This window comes from Vibrio fujianensis, from assembly GCF_002749895.1.
Taxonomy (GTDB): domain Bacteria; phylum Pseudomonadota; class Gammaproteobacteria; order Enterobacterales; family Vibrionaceae; genus Vibrio; species Vibrio fujianensis.
The window spans coordinates 316,610-334,012 of record NZ_NBUS01000042.1 but is presented as its reverse complement, the minus strand read 5'-3'; the positions used below and the strand labels follow the sequence as shown (position 1 = coordinate 334,012).

Here is a 17,403-nt window from a genome sequence, read left to right as displayed (position 1 = left end):
CATCACTGGATTCGAAAAGGGGCCGATGAGCAAGCAGCTCAAGCCGTACTTTCATTGATAGGTAACGCAAAATGATGATACAGAAAAAAGACAAGCTGCTAGAGCCTTTTGTGATACCGGTTGGGTATTCCTTGATAGCTGGGGTTGATGAGGTTGGACGCGGGCCTTTAGTTGGCGATGTGGTGACCGCTGCGGTGATCCTTGATCCAAACCAACCTATTGATGGTTTAACCGATTCCAAAAAACTGTCTGAGAAAAAGCGCTTAACGCTTTTTCCGGAAATTCAGCAAAAAGCACTGGCTTGGTCTATTGGCCGTTGTTCGGCACAAGAAATTGATCAACTCAATATTTTCCAAGCCACCATGCTTGCCATGCAAAGAGCGGTCGCTGGGTTAGCCATTCAACCGGATTTTGTTTTAATTGATGGCAATAAAATTCCCCAATTACCCATGGATGCTCAAGCTGTGGTCAAAGGAGATTTACGTGTTGCGCAAATTAGTGCGGCATCAATTATTGCTAAAGTGGTACGCGACCAAGAAATGGAAGCGTTAGATAAAATGTATCCTCAATTCGGTTTTGCACAACATAAAGGTTATCCCACCAAGGCGCATTTTGCAGCCATTGAACAGTATGGGGTGATTGACCAACATCGGCGAAGTTTTGCTCCAGTCAAACGGGCATTAGGCTTACAGTAAGCTTAATGCCGTCGATGATAGTTTCACGCCGATCTGCTTTAACGTAGAATAGCGCCATTGCACGACTTATCCCTAGTAGGATTTTATTGAATGTCAGACCCAAAGTTTATCCACTTACGTATTCATAGTGACTTTTCCATGATGGATGGTTTATCCAAGGTTCCACCTTTGGTTAAACAGGTGGCAGCAATGGGAATGCCAGCCATGGCGCTAACTGATTTCACTAACCTTTGCGGGTTAGTGAAATATTATGGTACGGCGCACAGTTGTGGGGTTAAGCCGATCGTGGGGGCAGATTTTACTCTACGTTCAGAAGAATTTGGCGATGAGCTGACCAAGCTAACCATTCTCGCCAAAAATAACCTCGGCTATAAAAACCTGACCCTGCTTATATCAGAAGCTTATCTACGGGGGCATATTCAACATCAACCCGTTATCGATAAAGCGTGGTTGATTAAATACGGTCAGGGGTTGATCATCCTTTCCGGTGGCAAAAGTGGAGAAATAGGCCGAGCCTTACTGAAAGGCAACCAAGCCTTAGTCGATAAATGCGTTGAATTTTATCAGACCCATTTTGCCGATAATTTTTATTTAGAACTGATCCGCACTGGTCGATCCGATGAAGAAAGTTATCTTCATTTTGCTTTGGAATTGGCTGAGCAAACTCAGTTGCCTGTGGTCGCTACTAATGAAGTGGTTTTTTTAAAGGCAGATCAATTTGATGCACATGAAATTCGTGTTGCGATCCATGACGGTTATACTCTTGACGACCCTCGACGGCCTAAAAACTATAGTCCACAACAATACTTGCGAACAGAGCAAGAAATGTGCGAACTATTTAGTGATATTCCTGAAGCATTAGAAAATACCGTTGAAATTGCCAAGCGTTGTAATGTCACCGTACGCTTGGGGGAATACTTCTTACCTAATTTCCCAACCGATGGGTTACCCATTGAAGCGTTTTTAATTAAAAAATCGAAAGAAGGGTTAGAACAACGACTCGAATTTCTCTTTCCTGACCCTGTGGTACGAGCGGAACGTCGACCTGAATACGATGAGCGCTTGGACATTGAACTGCAAGTCATCAACCAAATGGGATTTCCCGGCTATTTCTTGATTGTGATGGAGTTTATCCAGTGGTCTAAGGATAATGATATTCCAGTTGGGCCGGGGCGAGGATCGGGTGCCGGATCTTTAGTCGCTTATGCACTAAAAATAACGGATCTTGATCCATTAGAATATGATCTACTTTTTGAACGTTTCTTAAACCCTGAACGTGTTTCGATGCCCGACTTTGACGTTGATTTCTGTATGGACAAACGGGATCGTGTCATTGACCATGTGGCGGATATGTATGGCCGTGATGCCGTTTCTCAGATCATAACGTTTGGTACGATGGCAGCAAAAGCGGTGATTCGAGATGTCGGGCGAGTGCTTGGCCATCCCTTCGGATTTGTCGATCGTATTTCTAAATTAGTACCGCCTGATCCGGGTATGACACTAGAAAAAGCCTTTAAAGCGGAACCTGCACTACAAGAGTTGTATGATGCCGATGAAGAGGTGAAAGAGCTGATTGATATGTGCCGCATTTTGGAGGGTTGTACCCGAAATGCAGGTAAACATGCTGGGGGGGTCGTGATTTCACCCACGTCGATCACCGATTTTGCCCCGCTTTACTGTGATGCGGAAGGGCAGCATCCTGTCACTCAGTTTGATAAAAATGACGTTGAGTACGCGGGGTTGGTTAAATTTGACTTCTTAGGGCTGCGAACGTTAACCATTATCGACTGGGCTCTAGGGTTGATTAACCCTCGGCGTGAGAAAAGAGGCGAGCCTCCCGTTCGTATCGATGCGATTCCATTAGCCGATCCGGCCTCATTCCGAGTTTTGCAAAATTCGGAAACTACAGCGGTATTCCAGCTAGAATCTCGCGGAATGAAAGATCTGATTAAACGTCTACAACCAGACTGTTTTGAAGATATCATCGCATTGGTCGCCCTTTTCCGTCCCGGCCCCCTACAGTCAGGGATGGTGGATAACTTTATTGACCGTAAACATGGCCGAGAAGCCATTTCCTACCCGGATGAGAAGTGGCAACACGAATCATTAAAAGAGATCTTAGACCCTACCTACGGCATTATTCTCTATCAAGAACAAGTCATGCAGATAGCTCAGGTGCTGGCAGGTTACACCCTAGGTGGAGCCGATATGCTTCGCCGAGCGATGGGTAAGAAAAAGCCAGAAGAGATGGCCAAGCAACGCGCCGTGTTTAAAGAGGGTGCGGAACAAAATGGTGTTGACGGCGAACTGGCGATGAAAATCTTTGACCTGGTAGAGAAATTTGCCGGGTACGGGTTTAACAAATCGCACTCTGCCGCTTATGCGTTAGTTTCCTATCAAACCTTATGGCTAAAAACACACTATCCGGCTGAATTTATGGCGGCAGTGATGACTGCTGATATGGACAACACCGAAAAAGTTGTCGGTTTGGTTGATGAATGCCATCGAATGGGATTAAAAGTCCTCCCACCAGACATTAACTCTGGATTATACCGATTCAATGTGGATGATTCGGGGGCCATTGTTTATGGTATTGGTGCAATAAAAGGAGTGGGTGAAGGCCCAATTGAAGCTATTTTAGAATCGCGCAATCAAGACGGGGTATTTAAGGACTTATTTGATTTTTGTGCGCGCATTGATCTTAAAAAGGTCAACAAACGGGTAATTGAAAAACTTATTTTAGCCGGAGCCTTGGATCATTTAGGGCCACATCGCGCAGCATTGATGGCTTCAGTGGATGATGCGGTGAAAGCGGCGAGTCAACATCACCAAGCGGAAGCCTTTGGCCAAGCGGATATGTTTGGGGTATTAACGGATGCCCCAGAAGACGTTGAACAAAAATATATTCAGGTTCCACCATGGCCTGAGAAAGTTTGGTTAGAGGGGGAGAGGGAAACTCTGGGTCTATACTTAACCGGACATCCAATCAATCAATACCTGAAAGAGCTGAATAAATACACCAGTTGTCGATTGAACGACGCGACGCCGACGCGACGCGATCAGTCGTTAACCGTTGCTGGCTTAGTGATTGCTGCACGTGTCATGACAACCAAACGGGGAAACCGAATAGGTATTATGACTCTCGATGATCGATCTGGACGAATGGAGGTGATGCTTTATTCAGATGCATTAGATCGGTATGCAGAATTGTTAGAAAAAGATAAGATTTTGGTGGTTTCTGGACAGGTCAGCTTTGATGACTTCAATGGTGGCCTTAAAATGTCAGCGCGCGAAGTGATGGATTTGGGTAGCGCACGAGAAAAATATGCCCGTAGCTTATCGCTTGCGATTGAACAATCGCAAATTGATGAGCAATTTTTTGAGCGTTTTAGTCAAATCTTAGAGCCTCACCGAGCAGGAACCGTGCCTGTCAATGTATACTACCAGCGTTCGGATGCTAGGGCACGTTTAACGCTAGGTACAGAATGGCGAGTAACGCCCAGCGATACATTACTCGATGAATTACAACAGTTGCTTGGCAAAGATCAAGTAGAACTCGAATTTAACTAAAATTCAGCTGTACAATTGACGAGCTGAGTAAAAAAGGATCGGTAGATGAGCCCAAACTTTCTAGATTTTGAAAAACCTATTGTAGAACTTGAAGCTAAAATTCAGGCACTACGAGATGTCTCTCGTCACGGTGGCAGTTCGTCCGTAGATCTTGAAAAAGAGATTGAACAGCTAGAAAAGAAAAGCTTGGAACTGAAAAAGAAAATCTTCAGTGATCTTGGCGCATGGCAAGTTGCGCAGTTGGCCCGTCATCCACAGCGTCCTTATACTTTAGATTATATCAATCATATGTTTACCGAGTTTGACGAGCTTGCTGGTGATCGTGCTTACGCGGATGATAAAGCCATTGTTGGCGGAATTGCTCGCTTAGATGATCGTCCTGTTATGATTATCGGCCATCAAAAAGGCCGAGAAACACGGGAAAAAGTGAGACGTAATTTTGGTATGCCTAAACCAGAAGGTTACCGTAAGGCATTACGTTTAATGCAGATGGCAGAGCGCTTTAATATGCCAATCATTACTTTTATCGACACGGCTGGCGCTTATCCTGGTGTTGGCGCAGAAGAGCGTGGGCAATCAGAAGCGATTGCCAAAAACCTGAAAGTGATGTCGGGCTTAACCGTTCCCGTGATCTGTAATGTGGTGGGTGAAGGCGGTTCTGGTGGTGCGTTAGCCATTGGTGTTGGTGATTATGTCAATATGTTGCAATATTCGACTTATGCGGTTATTTCGCCTGAAGGTTGCGCTTCTATTTTGTGGCGAGATGCGGATAAAGCGCCACAAGCCGCAGAAGCGATGGGGCTTGTGGCTTCTCGTCTAAAAGAACTTTCTTTAATTGATGAAGTCATCGAAGAACCACTGGGAGGCGCTCATCGTGATCCTGTACAAATGGCCAAAAACCTTAAAGTCATGCTATTACAGCAGCTTTCAGAGTTAGAAGCCTTAGAGCAAGCAGAGCTACTGGATAGACGTTACCAGCGCTTAATGAATTACGGCTATTGCTAAATAAAACCTACCAAGTAAGGGGTTGAAGCTCATTCAACTCCTTTTGGTTTTTAGCCCCAAGCGGTACACTGGCTTTTATTGATCAAATCAGCCAAGAATTATAATGGACTTGTACAGTCACTTTTGTCAGCAATTACGTGAAAAATCGGTTGAGCGACCCATTTTAGCCTTAAGTGGTGGTGTGGACTCTCGGGTATTATTGCATTTACTTGCTCAATACCATCAATATTATTCGGTACCAGTGCGTGCAGTTCATGTGCATCATGGTTTGAGTGATAATGCCAATAACTGGGTAGAGCAATGCCAACGTTGGTGTGATGAATACAACATTCCCTTATCTGTCGAGTATGTCACTCTCGATACACAATGTGGTGAAAGTATCGAGCAGTTAGCTCGAGAAGCTCGTTATGCTGCATTATCTAAGCATGTGAAAACCGAAAATACTTTATTACTTGGTCATCATGCTGATGATCAATTAGAAACGTTTTTACTGGCCTTGCGGCGAGGAAGTGGCCCCAAAGGGTTATCGGCCATGGCAGATTGGGCTGCTTTTAGTCAAGGTCACTTACTACGCCCACTGTTACATGTGCCTCGGCAGGATATCGAATCTTTTGCCCTTGAGCAGCAATTACAATGGGTCGAGGATGAAAGTAACCAAGATATGCGTTACGAGCGTAATTTCTTACGCCATCAAGTAACTCCCATTCTAAATCAGCGTTGGCCAACGATTTATCAAGCCGTACAACGTAGTGCCGAGTTATGCGCAGAGCAAGAAGCCGTCATTCATGAGTTGCTAGCGGACTTACTGGCGTCTGCAACCAGTAAAGCTGGTGGGCTATCTATCGCTCAAATACAATTATGCAGTGATGTGGTCAGGCGGCAAGTCATTCGGCAATGGTTGGCTGGGCGAGGTGTTACGATGCCAAGTCGGCTGCATACCGACATGATTTGGCAGCAAGTTGCACTGGCTGAAGCTTCTGCTAATCCAAAGCTTCAGTTGCGAGAGTACCAAATTCGTCGATTTGACGGAGAGCTTTTTTGTGTAACATTAATGAGCGATCTTAGTGCGTGGCAGCAAAGTATCCAGCTTAATAGGCCATTGATTTTACCTGATAAGCTCGGTTACTTAACGTTATCGGAATGCTCGCTCGGCCACATTGCGCTTCCTGATGAGCCGGATGCGCTTTCGGTCTCTTTTAACCCAGAAGGGCTGTCAGCTTGTCCTGTCGGACGTGCCGGATCACGAAAATTAAAAAAATTATTTCAAGAATACCGTATTCCCAGTTGGCAACGTCGCCGATTACCCATTTTAATGTATAAAGGAAGAGTGGTTGCGATAGCCAGCCTGTTTGTAGATCGTGATTTTGCTGGTCAAGACTATGAACTGATCTGGACTCAATGAGCTTTTCTCATGCCACAATTATGATGATCGATTGATAACATGGAAGCACGAAGTAAGGTTGAGCTATGAATAAAATACTAATGGGATTAGTGGTGACTAGCAGTTTATTGACCGGGCCGGTATTGGCTGCTGGAGACGCTGCGGCAGGCAAGGCAAAGTCTGCCATCTGTGCCACTTGCCATGGCGCTGATGGGATTGCAGTCATCCCTGGTTACCCCAATTTAAAAGGACAAAATGAGCAATACCTGATCACATCGGTTAAAGCCTATAAAAATAAGCAGCGTACTGGCGGGTTAGCCGTGGTTATGCAAGCGCAGTCTATGATGTTGAGTGATCAAGATATTGCCGATCTTGCTGCTTATTATGCGAACCTAAAATAGAGGTTAATGGCTAGCCATGCTTGGGCTTTTTATTGATTGTGTATTTATTACCGCTGGCTGATAATAAGTTATCATCTGTTCGGTTTTGAAACCTTAATTCGACCAGCAGCGAAAAATTAATGACAAAAAACGTTTAAGGGATGAACATGAAAAAGATCGAGGCAATTATTAAACCATTTAAGCTCGATGATGTCCGTGAAGCGCTAGCTGAAGTGGGAATTACCGGTATGACGGTTTCTGAGGTTAAAGGGTTTGGACGGCAAAAAGGTCATACTGAGTTATACCGCGGGGCGGAATATATGGTGGATTTTTTACCCAAAGTGAAGTTAGAAATTGTGGTGACGGAAGACGTCGCTGATCAATGTGTTGATACCATTATAGAAACCGCGCAAACCGGCAAAATTGGTGACGGAAAAATCTTTATCAGCGAGATTGAGCGAGTGGTGCGAATTCGAACTGGTGAAGAAGATGAAGACGCGATTTAACTGCTAACCTTAAGTAGACCTTACCTTAAACATCACTTACCTTAAGTAGATAAGGGGTTAAACTCCTTATCTGCTAGTCATAATGTTGACCTATATTTACGATGAAAAAACGCTATCTGCTCTTCTTTTCTTCTATGTTTACCGTGGTCATGATTACGGCTTTTCAGGTTGTTTTTAAAGTACCCAACCAACCTCAGCTTTTAACGGTTGGCCAAGATGCACTTGGCCGAGACTTGCTGTGCTACCAGAACCCGCATCCATTACCTCTCGATAATGACGGACAATTAAACATTTTCGTTTGGAATATTTATAAACAAAACCGAAGTAATTGGGACAGCGAACTCACACGTTATAGTCAACAAGCGCAACTGTTGTTATTGCAAGAAGCAAGTATGACTGAAGGGCTGAGAGAGTGGATAGCAAAACAGGCATGGGATGGGGCTTATGTTAATGCTTTTGAGGTCTTTGGTGAGTCGACGGGCGTGCTGAATTTAGCGCATGTTATGCCTAGCTTTGCTTGTGCGTATACGCAATTGGAACCGTTACTACGGTTACCTAAATCTGGTATTTATGCACGTTATTCGTTAAGCAACGGGCAGCAGCTTGCCGTGATTAACTTACATGCAATAAATTTTACCTATGGCGCTAAAATTTATCGAGAGCAGATTGAAACGCTCATTAAGGCATTAAGACAACATCATGGGCCCATTATTGTTGCGGGTGATTTTAACAGTTGGAGTTCACAACGATTATCTGTTCTAAAATCTGCACTGGCTTCATTATCATTACAAGAGGTTGTTTTTTCAGATGATCACCGGCGCACATTTATCACTGGATTACCGCTTGATCATGTGTTTTATAAGGGACTGGTATTAGAAAATGCAAAAGCGCCCGAGTCGAGCGCTTCTGATCATAACCCATTGCTGGTTTCTTTTCGGCTATTAGGAAAATAATAAAGCGCTAAACGCTCACTTTTGTTACGTCCACATATAGTTTGATTCGTTGTCCTGGTTTTAAGTATTTCTGGTTAGAAAGATCATTCCATTTAACAATGTCATTTGTGGTGACTTTAAAGCGCAAGGCGATGTCACTTAAGGTATCTCCACGACGAATTTCGTAAAAGACGGTACGGATAATTGCTCCATCGGTACTTTTTTTCCAAATAACGATTTTCTGGCCTACTCGCAATGTATCTCGTGGCCCCATCCCATTCCATTTGGCTAAAGATTGGTAAGAGACATTATGAGCCTTTGCTATGGTCCATAAACTTTCACCACTTTTAACGGTATGGTTAATCTTATATTGCCCGCGGGCTAACGATTGAGTCTTTTCTAAGCGGTTGTTTGCACTGAGTGCATAAGCTTTATTATTAGTGACCGAGGTTGGAATCATCAAATACTGGCCAACTTTGATGGTATGGCTAGTTAAATTATTAGCGGTTTGGATAACCTGAGTTGTCGTGTGATGTCGCTGTGCGATGACACTGAGGCTATCGCCACTTTTGACTTGGTAACGTACGAGTTTCATACCTTTACCACGATTCGCTTCGACTTGTTTAGTAAAAGCATCAGCCTGCTTTATCGGAATTAAAAACTGGTGTGGCCCTTCTGGATCGGTTGCCCATTGATTATAGGCTGGGTTGTAACTTTGTAACTCTTTGACCGAGATCCCGGCATAATTCGCCGCTATTGCCAAGTCTAGCTGCTCTTTGGGATCGACCAAGGCAAGTACTGGCTGATTAACAATGGTGGGAATAGAAATACCATACTGATCTTGATTTGCGATAATATCGGCTAAGGCCAATAACTTAGGCACATAACCACTCGTTTCTTTCGGAAGATCGAGCGAGAAAAAATCGGTTGCTTTGCCTAAGCGGGTATTTTTACGAATCGCACTAGAAACGCGTCCTCCACCGCTATTGTAGGCGGCAATCGCTAGATACCAGTCACCATCAAAGCGAGTGTTTAAGCGTGTTAAATACTCTAAAGCCGCATCGGTGGCTGCTACTACGTCACGTCGGCCGTCGTACCAAAAATTCTGTTTTAACCCGAACATTTTTCCTGTCGCGGGAACAAATTGCCATAAACCTGCCGCACTACCGTGAGAATAGGCAAAGGGGTCAAAAGCACTTTCTACAATCGGTAATAGAGCCAGTTCCAAAGGCAAATTGCGTTGTTCAATTTTTTCGGTAATTAAATACAAAAAAGGCTCAGCCCGTTTGGCAACCGTAATTAAATGCTGAGGGTGTTTGAGATACCAAGTTCGGTAGTAGTCGACACTGGGAGCATCCGCGATAGGTAAGTTAAATTGCATCGCAATACGCAGCCAAACATCTTCTTGTTCCTGAGGCGTTAGAACTTTGGGGGGGATAGCGCGTGGTTTTTTCAAAGTTGTCGAAGACGGCATTACTTCGTTTACAACTTTTTTGCTCGCATTCGAAGCCTGATTAGACTCATTGATTCGATCATTATCAGGCTGGGTAACCTGGCATCCGGTTAACAGCAGAGCCATTACCCAGCAGAATTGTATTCGCATGTAAGACAGCCTTTTTATCAATTGGCTGCTGATAATACTTGTCGTATGAATCTGATGACAAGTAGCAATTGGTTAAAATTCGTTTTTCCACTCACGTAATGCCGTAAAAATTGCTAATGGATCACTTTGTTGGGTGCGATTAGCTACTGATTTTATCACGCTGGGTGAATCGGTGCGTAAAAATGGATTGATCCATTGTTCTCGACGCAAGGTGGTCGGTAAGGTGCTTTTTCCTTGTGCTCTCAGCCGAATCACATCATCGCGATAAATTTGTAATTGTTCATTATCGGGCTCAACGGCCATCGCAAAGGCAAGGTTACTTGCGGTATATTCATGCGCACAATAAATTTCAGTTTCTTCTGGTAGCATTTGTATTTTATTGAGGGAAGTAAACATTTGTTCCATCGTTCCTTCGAATACTCTGCCACAGCCTGCAGAAAATAGGACATCGCCACAAAAGAGTTTGCTATCGCCAATGTAGCCAATATGGCCAAGGGTATGACCGGGAAGATCCAACACCATAAATCGCTCATCAAATAATTCGATTTGATCCCCTCCTTGAACGGCATGAGTGACGGTTGGAATCGGTTCTTGAGCTGGAGCGACAACATCAAGTGTTGGAAACTGGTGGACTAACTGTGCGACACCCCCAATATGATCATGGTGGTGATGAGTAATGAGAATCGCCTCTAAGGTCAACTCGTGTTCGGTGAGATAACTCAATACGGGAGCCGCATCGCCGGGATCGACCACCGCACAACGACGATCGCTATTTTCAATTAGCCAGATGTAATTATCATTAAATGCGGGTATGCTTTTGATGTGTAACATGAGTTGTCTCCGGTCACTTGGGTAAGCGATTTAGCTATGAAACCAGCACGCAGTCAAAAAAAAATAAAGAGTCCTCATTCTTGGTCGCAATTAAAAAACGGCCAATGGGTCTGTGAATCGATTCAAACCCGAATTGATGAGTGGTGCCCCAAACTATTTGGTTATCACATGCTAAAATTGGGCGGTTTAAGCTGCGAATTATCAAGTTGCAATTGTAATATTCAACACCAAGTTAACCTCGATATCCAGAACCCTTTGCATAGTGTGATCGCCGATGCTTATGATTTACCCTTTCTTGAAAAGAGTATTGATGTGGCAATCCTTGCTCATCAACTGGATTATTGTGGTGATCCACACCGTATTTTACGTGAAGTAGACCGCGTATTGATCGATGATGGTTACTTAATTATTACTGGGTTTAATCCCATCAGCTTGATTGGGTTGGCAAGTTTGATGCCATGGCGTAAGCATAACCTACCTTGGAGTGGGCGCATGTTTACTCCGAGCCGTATCAGAGATTGGCTGAGTGTTCTTAATTATCAAGTCATTGAATGCGATCAATATGCGCTTTTCCCCATGCAAAAATACCGCGCTGGATGGACATGGTTAGAAAATGCGTCTGGTCGCTGGGCTCGTCCACTGGGTAGCCTCTACTTTATTGTCGCGCGTAAACGAACTTATCCTTTAAAGCCAATTAAACCACACTGGCACCTTAAGCGACGTTTTTCACCGCTAGGGCTTAATTATCGGATTAAATCATCCGAATAACCATGGCTTAACACCATTGTGTTAAGGTTGATAGCCGTGATCATCTTCGGTTGGATTTTCTGCCGCCGTTCGTGCGAGTTCGTCACAGATTTCATTTTCTCGATGGCCGGCATGGCCTTTCACCCAGCGCCATTCGACATGATGACGTGCCGTTTCTTGATCTAATTTTTGCCATAGATCGGCATTTTTTACCGTTTTTTTATCGGCTGTTTTCCATCCGCGTTGTTTCCAGTTATGGATCCATTGAGTAATACCCTGGCGGACATATTGACTATCGGTGGTTAAAATGACTTCGCAAGGCTCTTTTAGCGTTTGCAGAGCAACGACAGCGGCTAGCATTTCCATTCGATTATTGGTCGTTAAGCGATAGCCGTTTGATAAGGTTTTTTCTACTTGTTTGTAACGCAGGACAATGCCATAACCTCCGGGGCCAGGGTTGCCTAAACAAGAACCGTCAGTGAAAATTTCCACCTGTTTCTTCATGATTTGATACTATTGGGTTACACACACCATTGATATAGTCTGACATAGATATCCTTATGAATACTAGCAACAATTCTAATTACGGTCGTATTGTGGTTTTAGATACAGAAACCACGGGTATGAACTTTGAAGGTGGCCCTCATTATGAAGGGCATCGAATTATTGAAATCGGTGCGGTGGAAATCATCAATCGAAAACTGACTGGGCGACATTTTCATGTCTACTTAAAGCCCGACCGAGACATTCAGCCTCAAGCCATTGAAGTTCACGGGATTACCGATGAATTTCTAGTGGATAAGCCCGAATATAAAGAGGTGCATGAAGAATTTTTGGATTTTATCAAAGGCGCTGAGTTAGTTGCCCATAATGCTCCCTTTGACGTGGGCTTTATGGATTATGAATTTAGTAAATTAAATGCTTCGATTGGTAAAACGGAGCAATATTGTAAAATCACCGATACGCTCGCCATGGCGAAGAAAATCTTCCCGGGTAAACGCAATAACTTAGATATATTGTGTGAGCGGTATGGCATAGATAACTCTCATCGAACTTTACACGGCGCATTACTCGATGCTGAGATTTTGGCCGATGTTTATCTACTTATGACAGGGGGGCAAACCTCTTTACAATTTTCAGCCGGTAGCCAAAACGGTGAACAAGGTAGTAATAGCATCAAACGTGTCAGTTCAGAGCGTAAAAAACTCAAAGTTTTACGTGCATCGGCCGATGAATTACAGGCACACCAAGAACGTTTGGATGTGGTAGAAAAAAGCGGTGTTTGCCTCTGGCGTCAGTAGGAGAAATTATGTGGCGGATAGGAATAGCGATATTGGGGTGGCTAATTGGGTTTAATGCATTAGCAAGTAATGAGTCAACGATGTCATTATTGGACAATCGCTTTCGCGTCGATTCTACCATTTCACAAATCACCTTTGTTATTTATCGAGAAAAGAATTCTCAGCCGGTTGTGCTAGTAAGGCCCGATGGCACAAAATATTATGCGGGACGTCATCCAGATTACGTTCGCTGGTATGAAGAGCCTTCGATGGATATTATATCGATTGATAATCCGATGCCGGGCCCTTGGCAAGCAATAGGTAAGGTTTCTCCCAAAAATAATATAAGGCTCATTTCCCACTTACAGATGTTAAGCGATCCTTTACCTTCTCGCTTATATCAAGGTGAGGAAATTAAGTTTACCGCTCGATTGGTTTCGGATGGTCAGCCTTTATTATTGAGAGATTTTCTTGATCGAGTGAACTTAACGGTTACTTTTACTAAGTATATTGAAAATGAGCAGGAGCTAGAAAAAGAGGCCCAACCTTTACCGATTGAAGTCGGTCTCTTTGCTGATGATGGTCGAGGGCTTGATGAAAAAGCGGGCGATGGTGTTTTTACCGTTGCGCTACCGATCTCATTAGAGCCAGATAAATATCGTGTACGGATCACCTCTGGCAATGGAGTGTTTCTGCGCGCTCAAGAGCAAGAGGTATTAGTTTATCCTTCGCCGATAACGACAACTTTTATTCAGTCGCGAGCAGACAATCAGCCACATCAAGTGATCTTTAGTGGCGAAGGCGGCATGATTCAGCCTGGATCTTTAGCGGGCCAAGTGGAACATAAAGGAGCACTTCCTGCATCATTTATCACCCAAGCTCAAGCTGATGATAAAGCGTTAAATCTGACCTTTTCAATTCCGAATAGTGGTGAGTTTGGTCATTTTTCTTGGCATGGTTTGGTATACGCGACCGATCTCGCCACCCAAAGACCACTGGTCTTCCCTATTAAAGAGCATCGTTACAGTGTGGTGAGTGAGATCGATCTTGATAAAACCCGCCGAATGCAAGAAGCGGATTTGGAGAATTTACGTCGATTACAGCAAGAAAAATTAGTGATTCAGATGCGCGAAAAATCACGACAAAAGGCACTGATTTACATTGTGTTAGGGAATGTTTTTGTGATTCTATTGGCGTTGGGTGGTTGGTTTATTCGCCGTAAATTACAAGCCAAAGCTGCGGCAACGCCAGAATTACAGCTCAAGGTTCCTAAAAAATAGCCTTTATTTAAACGGGCTATCTTGTTTATCTCAAGCTGCTGTATGGCTAGTTGCTCCAATCGTGTTGCATGTTCTACGCTGCAGCTGTATCTATTTGCTTGCGATCTGAAACTTTAAGTGGTTTGGTTGTAAAAAAGTAAAAGAAGGCTTAGCCTCCTTTTACTTTCTCATCTGACGGCGATGAAAATTCTCTTAAGTTAAATACTAGGCGACCTCTTCCAGTTTTGGATGTGGTTTGTTCGCTGCCAGTGCTTGTGGAGAAAAGTCATCGACATTGATGGTATATAGGCGATGAGTTTCAGCCTCCGTCAATAATTGCGCTTCCTGTTCCGTTAAGATTTTTTTCTCAAGGCCGACAGTGGCTAATTCATCCAAACGAGTAAATGGATGGCGTTGACCGAGTGCCTGGTATAATTTCGTGAAGATAGGTTCAGCTTGCAGTATAACATTGAGTGCTTGTTCTATTTTCCCTACCGGGTTATGTTCTGTTGCTGCTAAATATTGGTAACGACCTAAGCGAGAACGGGTTGCACTCGGTGTTTGAATAATTTGCGCCACCTGGCTATCAAGCTTATCGTTAGGCGCTTTTCGCACTCGGCCAAATGGCATGAGCAGCACTCGTAATAGTTTTCCCAGCACCGGGTTTGGGAAGTTTGCAAGAAATTCATCAATCGCCACTTCTGTTTGCCTTAAACTGTCTTGTAATCCCCAATGGACTAAAGGTAAGTCCTCCTTAGGGCTGCCATCATTTTCAAAACGTTTAAGCGTTGCAGAGCTTAAATAAAGCTGGCTGAGGATATCACCGAGTCGGGCGGATAAGCGCTCTTTTCGTTTAAGTGAGCCTCCAAGCGTTGCCATAGAAATATCTGCTAATAAAGCAAGATTTGCACTGTAACGGTTGAGTTTCTGATAGTAACGTTGGGTGGCATCTTTAGTGGGTGAGGATGAGCCGTAACCATCGGTGAGACCAAACCAAATGCTGCGTACAAAATTACTCAAGGTAAAGCTAATATGGCCAGCTAATGCTTGATCAAACTGCTCAAGTGCAGCAGGGTGGTCAGAGTGAGCTGCGGCCATTTCACTAAGAACGTAAGGATGACAACGAATCGCACCTTGGCCAAAGATAATCATTGAGCGAGTGAGGATATTTGCGCCTTCAACGGTGATGGCAATGGGAGCTCCTTGGTAACCTCTGGCTAAGAAGTTAGCTGGCCCTAAACAGATACCTTTACCACCGACGATGTCCATGGCATCGATAATGGCGCGTTGCCCACGGTGGGTGCAATGATACTTAACAATGGCTGAAATAACCGATGGCTTTTCACCTAAGTCTATCGCAGCGACCGTTAAATTGCTGGCTGCATCCATGACATAAGCATTACCCGCTAAACGGGCTAGAGGCTCTTCGATGCCTTCCATTTGGCCGATCGGTTGCTTAAATTGACGGCGAATTCGAGCATAAGCTCCGGTTGCTAGAGCTGCGGTTTTAATCCCGCCTGTTGAGTTTGATGGTAAGGTGATTCCTCGACCAACGGAGAGGCATTCCACCAACATGCGCCAACCTTGCCCTGCCATTTTGGGGCCGCCAATAATAAAATCTAAAGGAACAAAAAGATCATTAGCTCGGGTTGGACCATTTTGAAAAGGAACATTGAGTGGAAAATGACGATGACCAATTTCTACCCCAGCTAAGTCGGTTGGAATCAAAGCGCAAGTGATGCCGATGTCGGGCGAATTTCCTAATAGGCCGTCGGGATCTTGCAGTTTAAAGGCCAAGCCTAATACTGTGGCAACCGGAGCGAGGGTGATATAGCGTTTGTTCCATGTGAGGCGCATTCCCAGCACTTCCTTTCCTTCCCACTCACCTCTACAGACAATTCCAAAATCAGGGATAGACCCTGCGTCTGATCCCGCTTCTGGGCTGGTTAAAGCAAAACAAGGGATTTCTTTTCCTTCGGCTAAACGTGGTAAATAATAATTTTGTTGCTCTTGAGTGCCATAATGTTGCAGTAATTCACCAGGCCCTAATGAATTTGGAACGCCAACGGTGGATGAAAGAACACCGGAAACCCCTGTTAATTTCTGTAATACCAACGATTGAGCGTAGGCTGAAAATTCTAAGCCGCCATATTTTTTCTTAATAATCATGGCAAAAAATTTATGATCTTTGAGGAATTGCCATACTTCTGGCGGTAAATCGGCCAGTTCATGAGTGACTTGGTAGTCATTAACCATGGCACAGACTTGGTTGACCGGGCCATCTAGAAATGCTTGTTCTTCTGCGGTTAAGGTTGGCGCTTTTATGCTCTTGAGTTGCTGCCAATCAGGTTTACCTTTAAAAAGTTCAGCTTCCCACCAGACGGTGCCAGCATCCAAAGCCTCTTTTTCTGTTTGTGACATAGCGGGAAGCACTTTTTTAAACATCGTCAGTGCTTTACTGCTGATTAGATTTTGCCGTACTGAGGGAACGATAAACACCACGATGGCCGCAAGGTAGAAAGCCCAAGCAAAAAATCCAGCCTGACCGGTTATTGATAGCGTTAGCATTGTTAAGGTTAAAAAAGCTAACGCGGTAAAGAGTGAGGTTCGATGGTATAAGCATGTGCTTAGCACCAGCAAAAAAGCCAACATAGAGATCAAGATTTCCATAACAATTTTCCTTATCCAGACAAGGTGGCATCTGATGTTAAAGTGGTCTAACCAGTCGATTGTAATCAAAAGTTTAACGAGATGTAAAATGTAATATTGGCTAAAAAGTGATCTGGATGAAAAGAAAATACAAAAATGTGCTGTGTACGCCAATTTTATCGACAAAAAGTCAGGCCAATTAATCAATTTGTGCTGCTACGACTATCGACAGAGGGAATCGTTTGGGTAAACTCAGCAACATGTAAGTTTTCTTGTAAGAAAACTTTCTTGCCAGCAGAATAATGAAGAGATGAAACCTATGTACCAGGATTTGATTAAACGTGAACTGACGGAAGCGGCTGAAGTACTGAATACATTTTTAGCCGATGAGCAGAATATTGCTAACATTGAAGCCGCAGCAAAAATGATAGCCGATTCTTTTAAGCAAGGAGGTAAAGTTCTTTCTTGTGGCAACGGTGGTTCGCACTGTGACGCGATGCATTTTGCAGAAGAATTAACCGGGCGCTACCGTGAAAATCGCCCAGGTTATCCGGGAATTGCTATT

Annotated in this window: 15 protein-coding genes; 11 read left to right on the top strand and 4 right to left on the bottom strand. The window is 44.0% G+C overall.

The window, feature by feature from the left end; translation table 11 throughout:
- Positions 1–74: 74 nt before the first annotated feature.
- The 7 genes from rnhB (at position 75) to B7C60_RS10520 (ending at position 8,490) form a co-directional block, all read left to right on the top strand.
- Complete coding sequence (gene rnhB / locus B7C60_RS10550) at positions 75–695, top strand: ribonuclease HII (RefSeq protein WP_099611666.1); 621 nt, start codon at positions 75–77, stop codon at positions 693–695.
- A gap of 90 nt (positions 696–785) precedes the next feature.
- Entirely contained in the window at positions 786–4,265 is a 3,480-nt protein-coding gene (dnaE, locus tag B7C60_RS10545; RefSeq protein ID WP_099611610.1) for a DNA polymerase III subunit alpha, read from the top strand.
- Between the two features lie 45 nt (positions 4,266–4,310).
- A complete protein-coding gene (gene accA, locus B7C60_RS10540) occupies positions 4,311–5,270 on the top strand; it encodes an acetyl-CoA carboxylase carboxyl transferase subunit alpha (RefSeq protein WP_099611609.1) in 960 nt (319 codons plus the stop codon).
- A 100-nt stretch (positions 5,271–5,370) separates the two neighbouring features.
- Positions 5,371–6,672, top strand: coding sequence for a tRNA lysidine(34) synthetase TilS (gene tilS, locus B7C60_RS10535; RefSeq protein WP_172953242.1), 1,302 nt, complete (start codon positions 5,371–5,373; stop codon positions 6,670–6,672).
- Between the two features lie 65 nt (positions 6,673–6,737).
- Positions 6,738–7,052, top strand: a complete 315-nt coding sequence (locus B7C60_RS10530; RefSeq protein WP_099611607.1) for a c-type cytochrome — start codon at positions 6,738–6,740, stop codon at positions 7,050–7,052.
- Positions 7,053–7,198: 146 nt separating this feature from the next.
- The gene (gene glnB, locus B7C60_RS10525) at positions 7,199–7,537 is read left to right on the top strand and encodes a nitrogen regulatory protein P-II (protein ID WP_078925443.1); all 339 of its coding nucleotides are present in this window, start codon (positions 7,199–7,201) and stop codon (positions 7,535–7,537) included.
- 101 nt (positions 7,538–7,638) lie between these two features.
- Positions 7,639–8,490, top strand: coding sequence for an endonuclease/exonuclease/phosphatase family protein (locus B7C60_RS10520; protein WP_099611605.1), 852 nt, complete (start codon positions 7,639–7,641; stop codon positions 8,488–8,490).
- A gap of 7 nt (positions 8,491–8,497) precedes the next feature.
- Here the strand turns inward: B7C60_RS10520 and B7C60_RS10515 are convergent, their stop codons facing one another.
- Together B7C60_RS10515 and gloB are read right to left on the bottom strand one after the other, a co-directional pair.
- Positions 8,498–10,072 (bottom strand): lytic transglycosylase, encoded by a 1,575-nt coding sequence (locus B7C60_RS10515; protein ID WP_099611604.1) that lies wholly within the window; start codon positions 10,070–10,072, stop codon positions 8,498–8,500.
- 72 nt (positions 10,073–10,144) lie between these two features.
- Complete coding sequence (gloB, locus tag B7C60_RS10510) at positions 10,145–10,903, bottom strand: hydroxyacylglutathione hydrolase (RefSeq protein WP_099611603.1); 759 nt, start codon at positions 10,901–10,903, stop codon at positions 10,145–10,147.
- A 36-nt stretch (positions 10,904–10,939) separates the two neighbouring features.
- Here gloB and B7C60_RS10505 point away from each other — a divergent pair, with 36 nt between their 5' ends.
- Positions 10,940–11,671, top strand: coding sequence for a class I SAM-dependent methyltransferase (locus B7C60_RS10505; protein ID WP_099611602.1), 732 nt, complete (start codon positions 10,940–10,942; stop codon positions 11,669–11,671).
- Between the two features lie 21 nt (positions 11,672–11,692).
- On the opposite strand, the gene rnhA is transcribed toward B7C60_RS10505, so the two are convergent.
- The gene (rnhA, locus tag B7C60_RS10500) at positions 11,693–12,154 is read right to left on the bottom strand and encodes a ribonuclease HI (RefSeq protein ID WP_099611601.1); all 462 of its coding nucleotides are present in this window, start codon (positions 12,152–12,154) and stop codon (positions 11,693–11,695) included.
- Between the two features lie 56 nt (positions 12,155–12,210).
- Here rnhA and dnaQ point away from each other — a divergent pair, with 56 nt between their 5' ends.
- Together dnaQ and B7C60_RS10490 are read left to right on the top strand one after the other, a co-directional pair.
- Positions 12,211–12,951 carry a DNA polymerase III subunit epsilon gene (gene dnaQ, locus B7C60_RS10495; protein ID WP_099611600.1) on the top strand — a complete coding sequence of 247 codons (741 nt, stop codon included), beginning with the start codon at positions 12,211–12,213 and terminating at the stop codon, positions 12,949–12,951.
- 8 nt (positions 12,952–12,959) lie between these two features.
- Positions 12,960–14,210 carry a TIGR03503 family protein gene (locus B7C60_RS10490; RefSeq protein WP_099611599.1) on the top strand — a complete coding sequence of 417 codons (1,251 nt, stop codon included), beginning with the start codon at positions 12,960–12,962 and terminating at the stop codon, positions 14,208–14,210.
- Positions 14,211–14,414: 204 nt separating this feature from the next.
- Here the strand turns inward: B7C60_RS10490 and fadE are convergent, their stop codons facing one another.
- Positions 14,415–16,859 (bottom strand): acyl-CoA dehydrogenase FadE, encoded by a 2,445-nt coding sequence (gene fadE / locus B7C60_RS10485; RefSeq protein ID WP_099611598.1) that lies wholly within the window; start codon positions 16,857–16,859, stop codon positions 14,415–14,417.
- Positions 16,860–17,157: 298 nt separating this feature from the next.
- Between fadE and B7C60_RS18890 the strand changes: the two genes are divergently transcribed.
- Positions 17,158–17,403 (top strand): SIS domain-containing protein (locus tag B7C60_RS18890; protein ID WP_245869171.1); only part of this gene is annotated, 246 nt, incomplete at its 3' end.